At 42.0% G+C, this 12,666-nt stretch carries 11 protein-coding genes; 7 read left to right on the forward strand and 4 right to left on the reverse strand.

Translation table 11 applies throughout. The features are described 5' to 3' along the window. Positions 1 to 140: 140 nt before the first annotated feature. Together NCCP2222_RS02475 and NCCP2222_RS02480 are read left to right on the forward strand one after the other, a co-directional pair. Positions 141 to 341: a helix-turn-helix transcriptional regulator gene (locus NCCP2222_RS02475; protein WP_248509277.1), complete on the forward strand. Its 201-nt coding sequence runs from the start codon at positions 141 to 143 to the stop codon at positions 339 to 341. Position 342: 1 nt separating this feature from the next. Next, positions 343 to 825 (forward strand): hypothetical protein, encoded by a 483-nt coding sequence (locus tag NCCP2222_RS02480; RefSeq protein ID WP_248509278.1) that lies wholly within the window; start codon positions 343 to 345, stop codon positions 823 to 825. Positions 826 to 958: 133 nt separating this feature from the next. On the opposite strand, the gene NCCP2222_RS02485 is transcribed toward NCCP2222_RS02480, so the two are convergent. Together NCCP2222_RS02485 and trhO are read right to left on the reverse strand one after the other, a co-directional pair. After that, complete coding sequence (locus tag NCCP2222_RS02485) at positions 959 to 2,401, reverse strand: VWA domain-containing protein (RefSeq protein WP_248509279.1); 1,443 nt, start codon at positions 2,399 to 2,401, stop codon at positions 959 to 961. Positions 2,402 to 2,666: 265 nt separating this feature from the next. Further along, positions 2,667 to 3,647, reverse strand: coding sequence for an oxygen-dependent tRNA uridine(34) hydroxylase TrhO (gene trhO / locus NCCP2222_RS02490; protein ID WP_248509280.1), 981 nt, complete (start codon positions 3,645 to 3,647; stop codon positions 2,667 to 2,669). Between the two features lie 556 nt (positions 3,648 to 4,203). Between trhO and NCCP2222_RS02495 the strand changes: the two genes are divergently transcribed. The 3 genes from NCCP2222_RS02495 (at position 4,204) to NCCP2222_RS02505 (ending at position 7,299) form a co-directional block, all read left to right on the forward strand. Next, positions 4,204 to 5,670 (forward strand): polysaccharide deacetylase family protein, encoded by a 1,467-nt coding sequence (locus NCCP2222_RS02495; RefSeq protein ID WP_248509281.1) that lies wholly within the window; start codon positions 4,204 to 4,206, stop codon positions 5,668 to 5,670. Between the two features lie 143 nt (positions 5,671 to 5,813). Continuing rightward, complete coding sequence (locus NCCP2222_RS02500) at positions 5,814 to 6,194, forward strand: GntR family transcriptional regulator (protein WP_248509282.1); 381 nt, start codon at positions 5,814 to 5,816, stop codon at positions 6,192 to 6,194. A 4-nt stretch (positions 6,195 to 6,198) separates the two neighbouring features. Continuing rightward, positions 6,199 to 7,299 carry a DUF1648 domain-containing protein gene (locus NCCP2222_RS02505; RefSeq protein ID WP_248509283.1) on the forward strand — a complete coding sequence of 367 codons (1,101 nt, stop codon included), beginning with the start codon at positions 6,199 to 6,201 and terminating at the stop codon, positions 7,297 to 7,299. A 108-nt stretch (positions 7,300 to 7,407) separates the two neighbouring features. Here NCCP2222_RS02505 and NCCP2222_RS02510 read toward each other — a convergent pair whose 3' ends face one another. Then, positions 7,408 to 8,391, reverse strand: a complete 984-nt coding sequence (locus NCCP2222_RS02510; RefSeq protein ID WP_248509291.1) for an NAD(P)/FAD-dependent oxidoreductase — start codon at positions 8,389 to 8,391, stop codon at positions 7,408 to 7,410. 296 nt (positions 8,392 to 8,687) lie between these two features. On the opposite strand from NCCP2222_RS02510, the gene NCCP2222_RS02515 reads away from it, so the two are divergent. Continuing rightward, complete coding sequence (locus tag NCCP2222_RS02515) at positions 8,688 to 10,376, forward strand: methyl-accepting chemotaxis protein (RefSeq protein WP_248509293.1); 1,689 nt, start codon at positions 8,688 to 8,690, stop codon at positions 10,374 to 10,376. Between the two features lie 59 nt (positions 10,377 to 10,435). Here the strand turns inward: NCCP2222_RS02515 and NCCP2222_RS02520 are convergent, their stop codons facing one another. After that, positions 10,436 to 10,720, reverse strand: a complete 285-nt coding sequence (locus NCCP2222_RS02520; RefSeq protein WP_248509294.1) for a DUF6509 family protein — start codon at positions 10,718 to 10,720, stop codon at positions 10,436 to 10,438. Between the two features lie 183 nt (positions 10,721 to 10,903). Here NCCP2222_RS02520 and NCCP2222_RS02525 point away from each other — a divergent pair, with 183 nt between their 5' ends. After that, positions 10,904 to 12,601 carry a M3 family oligoendopeptidase gene (locus tag NCCP2222_RS02525; RefSeq protein WP_248509295.1) on the forward strand — a complete coding sequence of 566 codons (1,698 nt, stop codon included), beginning with the start codon at positions 10,904 to 10,906 and terminating at the stop codon, positions 12,599 to 12,601. Positions 12,602 to 12,666 lie beyond the last annotated feature (65 nt).

The following is a 12,666-nucleotide window of genomic DNA, read 5'->3' on the forward strand; positions in this document are numbered from 1 at the left end:
TTACTATTACGCTAATTCCATATCTTGCTCCAATTTATTTTTAAAAGTTTGTTACTCTATTCTCACCAAAAAGTCTGGTTGACTTTACAATATGTATGGTATACTATACATACAACATGACTTGCAAGGAGTTTGGTCCAATGATAAAAAATCGTGTTAAAGAACTCCGAGCGAGATTTGATTTAACACAAGGAGAACTGGCTGAGAAGGTCGGAGTAACGAGACAGACCATTGTAGCCTTGGAGAAAGGAAGCTATACGCCTTCCTTATTACTAGCCATGAACCTTGGTGAGGTATTCGGCTTGCCGATTGAAGAAATATTTAGTAAGGAGGATGATTAAAGTGGGGATGTATGTGGCTGTTTTTCTGCGTATTATGTTGTTCATTTCAACATCTTTAATGGTTTATGATTTTCTTGTCATCCAACAAAATTTCATTAAAATGGAAAGAGGATTTATTACAGAATTTAGCGTGTATATTTCGCCTTGGCCCGGCTATTTTTTTATTGGCAGTGCTCTTTTCTTCCTAATCGCTAATATTATTCAATACATTTTTGTTCGAAGAGACAAAAAATCAGATATTAAAGCATTTATGAGTTTTGAATATAATGTTTCGGATGAAAGGGCTGTGGTCAACACTCGGAAGGCAGTCAGCATAGCCTTTGCACTTCTACTTGTCTATTCCCTTCTGATGATTGGTTCTTATCTATATATACCTAACTATTTTGTTGATCATATTTGGTTTCCCTTATTCACAACTGCATCCATACCAGTTTTTGGTCTCCTCGTTTATTTAATATCCTATAAGATTTTAGAATACAAATAATAATCGATTGGATACCTTCTCATACTAAAGCTCCCACGGGATACGACTAACACTACAGCAGATTTGCCGACTGCCGATTAAACGATCTATAAGACTGATGCCAGGTACGTATGCTTACCTGGCGTCAGTTCATTCATTTCCCTTGTTCCTTTTTCAATTTATCGATCCGTTTCATATAATCATCAATTTTTTTATCAATCCTATCCGACTCATCTTGAATTAATGTATCTTTCTCTTCCTCAAGTGTATTGATCATCTGATTGTATTGCTCTCGATGCCTCTCTGCAATATTCAGCAGCTCATCCTTTGTTGGTTGATCGATTAACCCTTCCGCTTCGAGAAGTTTAGCTGCACCCGCAAAACGATTACTCTCTACACGGATCAGGTCTCGAGCTGAGGTTGCCAGCCTCCGTACTTTGTCATAAGCCATTGTTTTGGGCCATGCATCTGCCTTAAAGTACATTAAACTGACTAAATCCAAATCAGACGGCAGCCACATTTTTGAGATTCCGTCTGTCATTTCCTCTAAGGAATTAGCTGCCAAATATGTGCCATTCCCTGCCTCTGCCACTTGTTTCAATTGGCTTTCGGCTGTTTGATCCACTTGAAAACCAATGACATTCACATGCCGTTCCTTAGAAAGCTCGGCAAAAGCCTTTGCCTCCTCAACTGGATTTCCATCGCATGTCTCAGCTCCATCGCTGACAATATATAATGTTAAATCCTCTTCCGTCTTTTCGTGATCCAGCCGCGCCTGTTTAATGGCACCTGCCAACGGGGTCCAGCCACTTGCTTTTACTGAATCAACGGCTTGTTCAAACTCTTTTCCTTTATATTTATTCAATGGGTAAACTTCGTCAATCGTCCCACAAGACAAAGCTTTATCCGATTTGTTTTGAGTTCCTGCATGTCCGTACACATATAATGACACGTCACTCTCATTGCCAATGGTGGCAGCAAATCCTTTGACCGCACTTTTGGCAGTATCCATCTTTAGCTTGCCGTCAGCCTGGAGCAGCATACTGGAGCTGGCGTCCAACAAAATAATTGCCTTTGACGGGATAGAAGCCGGTTTCCCTTCAGCTGTAATTTCGTAAGGTTCGGGCAATACCGGTTCCTTAAAGGCTGGTGAAAAATAAACTAGTGGCTCAACAACCTCCTGATATCGAGCGCCTCCAAGCAAGTGAAGAAACACAGCATACAATTCCTCTGGATCCTTAGTCGAGTCAAGAATCGGTCTCATTTCTTCCAAAAAGTCCTCACGAATGTCAGCTGGCACCTCTTGGCCAACCCACATAGATGTTTCCTGATCAATAGAAAACCCTTTCGTCAGTTGACCAGGCGGGAACTTTGACAGTTCTTCAGCAGTAGACGCTGCCTGACCAAGTTGGATTGCCATTTTGTGTGTTTGTTCCTCTTCCTCGTTCTGACTTTCCGAATTTACTTTCTCTTCTGTCTGCTTTTGTCCTTTTGAATCACTTACAGGTTGCGGCTCTTCGGTTTTACCTCCATTGGAACATCCTGCTGCTACTATACAGGACGCCAATATTATAGCGGTTCTGATGATCGCTCTCATGTCTGTTCCCTCCTAATGGAAATCTATTTCCTATACGCCAGGTAAACTAAATAGTTTCTTTTTCAGCAGTAAATGAATCGATATGATATGAATATTTCCAGTTCACAAGGTTATAGAGTGAGTTTAGACCTAATCAGAGCTAAGTGATAAAGAACTGAGGTGATCATGGCAGCCGGAAAAACAAAAACTGCAGCCAAATCCGAGATGACTCGAATTTTACTGCAGTCTTTTTGAGTAATTTACATGTTCAACAGCATATGGACAATCAATTGACCGTTGCCGTTGTTTCCTCACGACGTTTTTCAATCGCTTCAAGCCGTTGATTAAACTCGTCAACCGTCATGTTATGTTCTACAAAATAACGGTTACGCGGATGCGTACGGCATTCATCTGAACAACTTCTCATATACAAATGCTCGTTTTCTTCGGAGCAAAGGATTTTCGCATTACATTCTGGGTTCGCACAATTGACATACCGTTCGCATGGTGTACCGTCAAAATGATCACGACCGACAATAACGTGTTCAACTTGATTGACCGGTACGGCAATCCTTTCGTCGAATACGTAGCATTGTCCATCCCATAGCTGGCCCTTGACAACTGGGTCTTTTCCGTATGTCACAATGCCGCCGTGCAAGTGAGCTACATCTTCAAAGCCTTCGCGCTTCAACCATCCAGTGAATTTCTCACAACGAATTCCACCTGTGCAATAAGCGAGGATTTTCTTCCCTTCAAACATTTCCTTATTTTCCTCAATCCATTCAGGAAGTTCACGGAATGTCTCGATATCTGGACGCACGGCTCCTCTGAAATGACCGAGATCATACTCGTAATCATTGCGAGCATCCAAAACAACTGTATTTTCTTCTTGCATTTGCTTATAAAATTCTTCTGGACTTAAATACTCTCCAGTCAATTCAGTTGGATCGATATCCTTATCCAGACTCAAATTAACGATTTCAGTTCGGTAACGAACGTGCATTTTTTTGAAAGCATGTCCATCCGTTTCGTCAATTTTAAACCAGAGATCCTTAAACCGTTCATCACTATGCATTTTCGCCATGTAGGCATCGGTCTGCTCAATCGTACCTGAACATGTTCCGTTAATGCCTTCCTTGCCGATTAGGATACGGCCTTTCAAGCCAAGTTCCTTACAAAATGCCAAATGCTCGGCAGTAAATGTTTCTGGGTCTTCAATTTCAACATATTTGTAGAATAATAATACCCGATATCCGCCTTTTTCCATTTCGTCAACCACCTTCTGTTTTTTCTCTTTGCAATAGGGATAACAGCAAGTTCGGTTTAACAATATTCGATTGTAAACACATAACAGCTAACCCGCATTTGCAAGATCCGGGCCTTGGACATTATATCACAAAAAACTCTCATATAAAAGGGAATGACGGGGATTTCATGATGTAAAAACCATCATTTTTATGCAGTGAAATTAGCTTGTTAGCAACAGATTGAAAGTCACATTTTTCTAAAGCATGTTAAATAAAAAAGATTCTATTTACGAATACAAGAATTTCCGTATAGATACCACCTGCAATCTGGCCCTACCCTCAGACTATAAAATGATGATTGAATTATAATATCTAGTATTGTGCTAAAACAAACTACTAGTAGAAGTTTAATTTCTATACTCTCTTTTTATAAAAACACTACTTAACCCATTGTGTCAGATTTTGTATGTTGTATACTAGAGAAAGATAAAGTTTCGACAAAAGATCGTTTTATTCGAAACTATTTTCCAACTATCCCCGTCTAAGTCTTTACAAAGGAAAAAGGAGTTTAGCAGAATGAGAAAACCTAGGCGGAAAATCTGGATTGATTTTGCGTTTTCAATTACCATTATTTCATTGACCATTGCCGCGATCTTTATTATCTCCAGGCCGAGTAACAGCAAAGAGCAACCGAAAAACCAAACAAACGGAACGGCTTCCGTGTCCATCGAATCCATCGAGTCCAGTTATCCAGGAATTAAAATTGTCACTGAAACGTCCAATGATAAAAAATTGCCCTACGCCATTCAATATCCACAAAGTGCACATAAAGAATTTAATGAACAAGTACTTTCCTACATAAATAACGAACGAGCAACCTTTCTAAAACGTATGGAACAATTGAAGAAAACGAAGAAGGATCCGACTGGAGAACTCAATATCTCATTTGAGACCATGCACCACAAATCAGGTCATTATTCCTTTGTCATGGTATCTGGAAGTAATTTCAGCGATGGAAAAACATCTTTGGCCATTCATTCTTTCCACTTACATCCTTCGACAGGCGCAATGCATACCATTGCCGATGTCATGAACCGTAATCCGGAACATTTGAATGTCCTATCTACGAAAGTGAAAAAGGAGTTACTGGCAGATCCATCCTTACAGGGGAAATTGGCAGATGACTATGAAAAGTGGCTTACTCCTTTGTGGAGTAACTTTAGGGAGTATGCACTAACAGATGAAGCGGTCATCTTCTATCTCAATCCGCAGATTGTGACGGATCGTACAATTGGCCAGCCCATTGTATCCGTTCCAATTTCCTCTATTAACTCGATTGTGTTGAAAGCTTATCAATCTGAAGAGTCCGATCCTTTACGGACGGAAGGACAAATTGGGAAAAAGCCAGAACAGCCTTCCCATCCAGAAAGCTCAAAAGAGGATGAAACAACTGGCAAGGGAGAAGAAGCAACTCAACCCGAACAATCTCTAGCCAAGAGAGTTGCATTGACGTTCGACGATGGTCCAGAGCCAAAAGTGACGCCTCAGATTCTTGAAATCCTGAATCGTCATAATGCCAAAGCAACATTCTTCATGTTAGGAAGCCGGGTGGAATATTATCCTGACGTTGCCGCTGCGGTTCAACAGGCAGGACATGAGTTAGGAAATCACACGTGGAACCATCCGAATCTTGTTAAACTTCCAAGTGCCCGGGTAATGGAGGAAATTCAAAAAACGTCTTCCAAGATTGAAGAGGTCACAGGACAAAAGGCGACCGCGTTCCGACCTCCTTATGGGGCAGTGAACCAACGAATTCGCGGTCTTTCCGATATACCGATTGTCTTGTGGGATGTCGACACGTTGGATTGGCAACATCATGACCCAACCAAGATACTAGAAAAAGTGAAGCAGCAAACGAAAGACGGCAGCATTATTTTAATGCATGATATTCATCAGTCGACTGCAGACGGGCTCGATGCTGTCTTGACGTATTTAGAAAACGAAGGCTATTCATTTGTCACCGTCTCCGAATTACACGAGTGACATGGTAGAAACAATAAGACCTAATAAAAATGTGACGGAGCCCTTGTGGTCCGTCACTTTTTTGTTTTTTTAGAACTAACAAAGCTATTTATATGTAGGCATTTTTGTTATAATGCTTTTAGAACAGAATGGAGGAACGATCATTGCACATTCAAATCGAACCCGCTTCTGATATACCTATTTATACCCAGCTGGCCAATCAATTGATTGCTTTGATTGCGAAAAAAGAATTGAAACCGAACGATACATTGCCATCTGTCCGGTCATTGGCAGCAGATTTGGGAGTCAATATGCATACAGTGAACAAGGCGTATCATGAGCTTCAGCAAAAAGGGATTATTTCTGTCATTCCCAAATCCGGTGCTGTCATCAATCCTATTCCTGAAGTGAGTTCAGAATCGAGCAGAGACCGCATGCGCGAAACACTTCACCCTTTAATCGCTGAATCGATCGTCTATGGCATGTCGCGAGATGAAATCCTCTCGCTTGCATCGTCTCTCATTTCGGAACTCACGGAGGAATAACTATATGGAAATGACTATTTTTCTTACCATCATTGCATTCCTGACACTTATACAATCCGCCATGCCATATTTTTTAAAACAGACTGTTACATTTGGTGTTACCATTCCCGAAAGCCATATAGATGATGCAAGGCTGTCATCTTATAAACGAACCTATTCGGCATTGGTGCTAAGTACCGGCGTTCTGGCGTGTGTATTATTTGTCTGGCTATCTTCAGTTATGAGTGAACAAAACTTTATTCTGGCAGGACTTGCCCTTCAGTTCATTGTGCTAGGAAGCAGTATGATTCTCTATTTCTACTTCCATCTAAAAGTCATGGCTTTAAAAAAGAATGAGGCTTGGGGAAACGAGTTAAAACAAGTGACCGTGACCGATCTTTCCTTGCGGTCACAGGATGAAATGCTTCCTACATTCCTATTCGCTTTGCCGATGGCAATCACACTCGGATTGCTTGCGTACACCGCGGTTCATTATCCAGACTTGCCAGATCAGATACCGACTCATTGGGGACCGAACGGGAAGCCGGATGCCTTCAGTGATAAATCACCATTTTCAGCCATTGCGATGCTGCTGATCCTGCTCATCATGCAAGCTATGTTCGGCTTGATTCATTGGTCGACAAAAAGTGCAGGAATTCGGCTGCGAGCTGCTAAAAAACAAGCCTCCAAAATTCAGCAACTTACCTTTCGAAAGTATTCAAGCTGGCTTTTGTTTTTCGTTTCTATCCTTGTGACCGTTTTATTAGGTTACTTTCAAATGATCAACATCCATGAGCAACTTGGCAACTCAGCGATTCTATTTGTATTGCCAATCAGTTTTGTTATTCTTCTCTTGGCTGCAACTGCATTTTACGCTTTTAAGATCGGGCAAGGCGGAGCGCGGATAGAAATCAATGTAGTAGAAGAAAGTAAAGAAGGATTAACGGATGTTGATGAGGATGCATATTGGAAAGCGGGCATTTTTTATGTGAACCGAAATGATCCATCCCTCTTCGTTGAAAAGCGGTTTGGTGTCGGCTGGACCATCAACTTTGGACAGCCCTTATCTTATTTTATTATTCTTGTACCTCTAGTGCTCATTATCGCTATATCCTTATTGCTCTAACATAAATAAGACAGAGAACGTTAACTCGTTCTCTGCCTTATTGTGCTTTCAGAAAAAGAACCGCCCTCACTGATATTACAGAGAGAGCGGTTTTTGACTTCACTCGGTTCAGTTAAACACACTTGTGCTATGAAGCGGCTGAAGTCTTGCTTTCGGATCGATGTAGGCTTTGGCATGGTTTACTGCTACCGGCGCTTCTCCTAAACCGACTGCAATCAGTTTCACTTTGCCATCATAGCTCGTAATATCCCCTGCCGCGTAGATTCCTTCAATATTTGTTTCCATTTTTGAGTTCACCAAGACGGAGTTGCGATCCATTTCTAGGCCCCACTCCTTAATCGGTCCGAGGGAAGAAATGTTTCCATAATTGACGATTAGATGATCAATTGCAACGCTTTCCTCAGTGCCATCCTTTTGCGTAAGAACTACTTCACTGACAATACCGTTTTCACCGGAAATTGATTTTACAGCACGTGATGTCAAGACATTGACTTTGGATTCCATCAATTGGTTGACACTTGTTTCGTGAGCTGTAAAACGTTCCCTTCTGTGCACTAAGGAAACATCGGATGCAATATCCTCTAGCATGAGAGCCCAGTCAACAGCTGAATCTCCTCCACCGCAGACAAGTACGTTTTTGTCTTTAAACAAGGAAAGGTCTTTAATCCCATAATGCAGTGTAGTTCCCTCAAAGTCCACCTCTTCCGCTAAACCGATTTTCCGTGGTTGGAAAGCTCCAATGCCCGCAGTCAGCAAAATCGTACGTGTCAAATGAACCCCTTTATCAGTTTCCAGAATGAAATGATCGCCATCTCGTTTCACGGATACTGCTGTCTCGCCAAGATGGATTTCAGGGTTGGAATAATGAGCTTGTGTCACAAGATTCGCCACAAGATCCTTAGCAAGGATTTTTGGAAAACCGCCAACATCATAAATATACTTATCTGGATACAATTCAATTAGCTGTCCGCCTAATTGAGGCAGGCTATCTATAATTTTTACCGACATTTCCCGCATACCTGCGTAGAAAGAAGCGAAAAGACCTGTTGGGCCTCCTCCAATGATTGTAATGTCGACAATTTCATTATTCATCTATGAACACTCCATTTTCCTTAGACTTTGATCAGAACGAAGAGCTGCTTCCCTTCCCTCTGATTTCTTACTTATCTACTCTACACATTATCTACTATTTTTCAATAAAAAACACCCAATTTGTTTCATTGATTTCTTTGTCATTCCAATAGCCGGTTCACATGGATAGTAAAATTAAATTTGGAAGCGCTTAACTTTTTTTAATTTTAATTATAGTATTATTTCCTCAAATCCGTATAATAGGATATATGTACCGATTCACAAAAATTCAATTGCGACTTTGGGGGGGTTCACACATGAGACTATCGGTATCCAAAAGAATATGGTTCGGGTTTTCCATATTACTTTTCCTAATGCTCCTGATTGGAGCTGCATCTTTCATTTCGACAAAAAAGATGAACGATGAATTTGCATTCCTATTGGACGACCGCATGCACAAAATCAGCCTGGCTGATGAGCTGATCAATGCCCAGAAAGAAAGATATATCGCTATCAGCAGTTATGTGTTGTTTAAAACACAGGAATTTGTCAAACAGCGGGATGAGTCTACAGCTCTAGCGGATGAATTGCTTGCAGAGATGAACAAATCCTTTACTTCCTCTGAGAACAAAAATCTGGTAGATGAACTTACAGCACTGGATGAAGAGTTCGGCCAGATGGTGGATGATATCAGTTATATGCTGATGAGGGGCAATGATACACAGAACCGAGTGCTGTTAAAACAAGCGAGCCTCTTAAATATGGAAATGATGGATAAGGCAACAGAACTGAAGGCAAGACAGCTGGAAGAAATGGCGGCATCCAGAAAAAGCTTAGAGAATATGACCTTGATCATTCATTCAATCACAATCGGATTGATACTGGCTGGGCTCATGCTTTCCATCATTGTCACGAACATGATCAACAGGAAAATCGGATTGCCTGTGAAGAAGATGACAACTGCTCTGGAACAAATAGCCGATGGGGACCTGACAATCGAACAGGTCACAATAAAAAATAAGGATGAAATTGGTGATATGGCTTCAGCCTTTAACCGAATGGTGGCCGACGTCAAACAGCTTCTTGAGCAGATTCGATTCTCCTCCCACCAATTGGCTGCACAAGCCGAACAGTTATCAGCTAGCTCAGAGGAAAGCCTCGCTTCATCGGAAATGGTTGCTTCTGCTTCAGAAAAGAATATGCGAGAAAGTGAACAGCAAACAGTTTTGATCAATGATCAGACCGAATCAGTCAGCACCTTATCGCATGATGTCACGGCCATTGCACAAAGCAATGAAAACATGCTGGAGTCTATGCAATCTGTTATTTCCTACGTATCAGACGGGTCTCATACAGTTCGGGAAGTATCAGGCAAAATGATCCAGATCCAAACGACCATTCAGGAAGCAGCCGAGATTATTCAACTGATGGCCAAGCAATCAGCTGAAATTCAGCAGGTGACTTCTCTCATAACTGCTATTTCGGATCAGACAAATTTATTGGCTTTGAATGCCGCGATCGAAGCCGCACGTGCAGGTGAGCATGGTAAAGGGTTTGCGGTCGTTGCAGAAGAAGTCCGCAAGCTCGCCGAACAATCCAAGACGTCTGCTACCGAGATTGAGACGATGATCGAATCGATTCAATCAGCTACAAAGAAAGCGGTTGTTGCCATTAACCTTGGCAGCAGTACAGTCGAAAGCGGCAAAACAGAAACGGATAATTCACTTCAATTATTCAACCATATTGAAGAGGCTGTCGAAGAAGTGCACGGCAATGTGAATCGTGTCGCACTTGCTATCGACCAAATCCGGAATATGACAGAATCGATCAACCACTCGTCACATCAGATCCAAAAGATAGCTGAATCCGCAGCATTCATCGCCCAGGAAACGAGCGCAGCCACTGAAGAGCAACTGGCTGTGAACGAAGAGATTTCGACGAGTTCCCAAACACTTGCTTCACTCGCCGAAAGCCTGCAAAAAGAGGTCAACCGTTTCACTTTCTAATGGGGTTAGCGTGGTGCTAAATATACAAAAAATCGGAGCCGTTTTTGCGCTCCGATTTTTTATTCTGCAAGATGTGCCTTGCAAAATTGCTCTATTTCCGTGTATTCTTCTTCATCTAATTCGAAGTCGAGGACATTCCCTGTTGCCCTTTCAAAAAAGTTGTAGGAAACGATTCTCTCTTCTTCACCATCCACCAAAAAGATGATCCGCAGGCCCGTCCCTTTTTCATCGTAAAGTTCATCCTCGGGATCTAACTGGAGGAAAAGATGAAATTCATAGCGGGTGCCGCTTAAAATGCCGGTCGGGTCTACCAATTCCTCCCGTGTATACTCCATTATGTCCATTTGTATCATCCTCACCAAAAAAATATACTGTTCGATACCATCGTACACTAAAAAACACTTCTCGTCGTTCATTTTAAACTGTTTTTATTCACAGACAACATTTTTGTTTTGCAATTTTCCAGAGATTAAGGAACAATGAAAGAGTGAGCACTATTCACAATTTGATCGTTAGGGGAAATGTATATGTTGAAATTTGAAGACTACCAATATACGAGACCGGATATGGCCGAAATCAAAGAACAATTCCATGATTTATTGGAACAGTTCCGCGCTGCGGACTCGTACGACAAACAAAATGAAGTAATTGAAAAAATTAACGCGATCGGCAGCGATTTCTCGACACAGGCCAATTTGGTTTATATTCGTGCTTCCATTGATACGAATGATGAATACTACCAAAAGGAACGGGACTATTTCGATGAAATCAATCCTGAATTCCAGGAACTTGGAACCGCTTTCTACAAAGAGCTCGTTGCAACCCCTTTCCGAAAAGAACTTGAAGAAAAATGGGGCCCACAGCTTTTCGCACTTGCGGATAATGCCATCAAGTCATTTTCATCCGAAGTCCTTCCTCTCTTACAGCAAGAAAACAAGCTGACTTCGGAGTACGCCAAGCTGGTAGCCTCTGCTCAAATCGAGTTTGACGGCAAAACATTGACTCTAGCTCAACTCGCTCCATATGCGGAGTCAACAGACCGCTCTGTCAGAAAGTCTGCTATGGAAACCTCCTATGCATTCTATGAGAGCAATGGAGAACAATTTGACCGCATCTACGATGATTTAGTAAAAATCCGTCATGAGATTGCAACAAAACTGGGATTCAAGAATTTTGTGGAACTTGGCTATGCCCGGATGAACCGGATCGGCTATGATGCCGATATGGTGAAGAACTTCCGTGACCAAGTGCGGGACTACATCGTTCCTTTAGCGAATAAGCTATACGATCGACAAGCGGAAAGGATCGGCGTTGATGAGTTGAAATTCTACGATCAATCATTGAATTTCTTAACAGGCAATGCGAAGCCGAAAGGATCTTCCGAATGGATCATTGAAAACGGCAAAAAGATGTATCAAGAGCTCTCCCCCGAAACGGATGAATTCTTTACATTCATGACAGACAAAAACTTGCTTGATTTGGAAGCGAAAAAAGGCAAAGAGTCCGGTGGCTACTGCACATTTATCGACAACTATGACTCGCCGTTTATCTTCTCCAACTTCAACGGTACATCTGGCGATATTGATGTACTGACACATGAGGCAGGGCATGCGTTCCAAGTCTATTCCAGCCGCAATATCGGAATTCCTGAATACGTATGGCCGACACATGAAGGGGCTGAAATCCATTCCATGAGCATGGAATTCTTCACATGGCCATGGATGGAACTGTTTTTTGAGGAAGAAACGGAGAAGTACAAATTTGCCCACCTAAGCAGCGGACTGCTCTTCTTGCCTTACGGTGTCGCAGTGGACGAATATCAGCATATCGTCTATGAAAATCCAGAAATGACGCCTGCCGAGCGCAAAGCCGCTTGGAAAGAGCTCGAAAAAACATACTTGCCTAAGCGCGATTACGACGGCAATCCGTACTTGGAAGCTGGCGGCGTGTGGCAACGCCAATCCCATATTTACGAAGTGCCATTCTACTATATTGATTATACACTGGCACAAATCTGTGCATTCCAATTCTGGAAACGCTCACTGGAAAACCGTGAGGATGCTTGGAATGATTATATTCACCTTTGCCGACTCGGCGGTTCAAAGAAATTTACGGAGCTTGTGCGTGAAGCCAACCTCATCTCTCCTTTTGAAGACGGCTGCGTACAGTCGGTCGTGGGCGCTATCGAATCATGGCTCAACAGCGTAGACGATAAATCACTATAAGATAAGTCAAAGGACTGTCCAGAAGATCAGTGGCAAACTGATAGCCTGTGACAGTCCTTTTCTGT

Source organism: Sporosarcina sp. NCCP-2222, from assembly GCF_023168145.1.
GTDB lineage: Bacteria > Bacillota > Bacilli > Bacillales_A > Planococcaceae > Sporosarcina.

Coding starts and splice junctions, on each gene's coding strand:
- NCCP2222_RS02475 (WP_248509277.1), top strand. CDS start 141: ATGATAAAAAATCGTGTTAAAGAACTCCGAGCGAGATTTGATTTAACA.
- NCCP2222_RS02485 (WP_248509279.1), bottom strand. CDS start 2,401: ATGAGAGCGATCATCAGAACCGCTATAATATTGGCGTCCTGTATAGTA.
- trhO (WP_248509280.1), bottom strand. CDS start 3,647: ATGGAAAAAGGCGGATATCGGGTATTATTATTCTACAAATATGTTGAA.
- NCCP2222_RS02495 (WP_248509281.1), top strand. CDS start 4,204: ATGAGAAAACCTAGGCGGAAAATCTGGATTGATTTTGCGTTTTCAATT.
- NCCP2222_RS02505 (WP_248509283.1), top strand. CDS start 6,199: ATGGAAATGACTATTTTTCTTACCATCATTGCATTCCTGACACTTATA.
- NCCP2222_RS02510 (WP_248509291.1), bottom strand. CDS start 8,391: ATGAATAATGAAATTGTCGACATTACAATCATTGGAGGAGGCCCAACA.
- NCCP2222_RS02515 (WP_248509293.1), top strand. CDS start 8,688: ATGAGACTATCGGTATCCAAAAGAATATGGTTCGGGTTTTCCATATTA.
- NCCP2222_RS02520 (WP_248509294.1), bottom strand. CDS start 10,720: ATGGACATAATGGAGTATACACGGGAGGAATTGGTAGACCCGACCGGC.
- NCCP2222_RS02525 (WP_248509295.1), top strand. CDS start 10,904: ATGTTGAAATTTGAAGACTACCAATATACGAGACCGGATATGGCCGAA.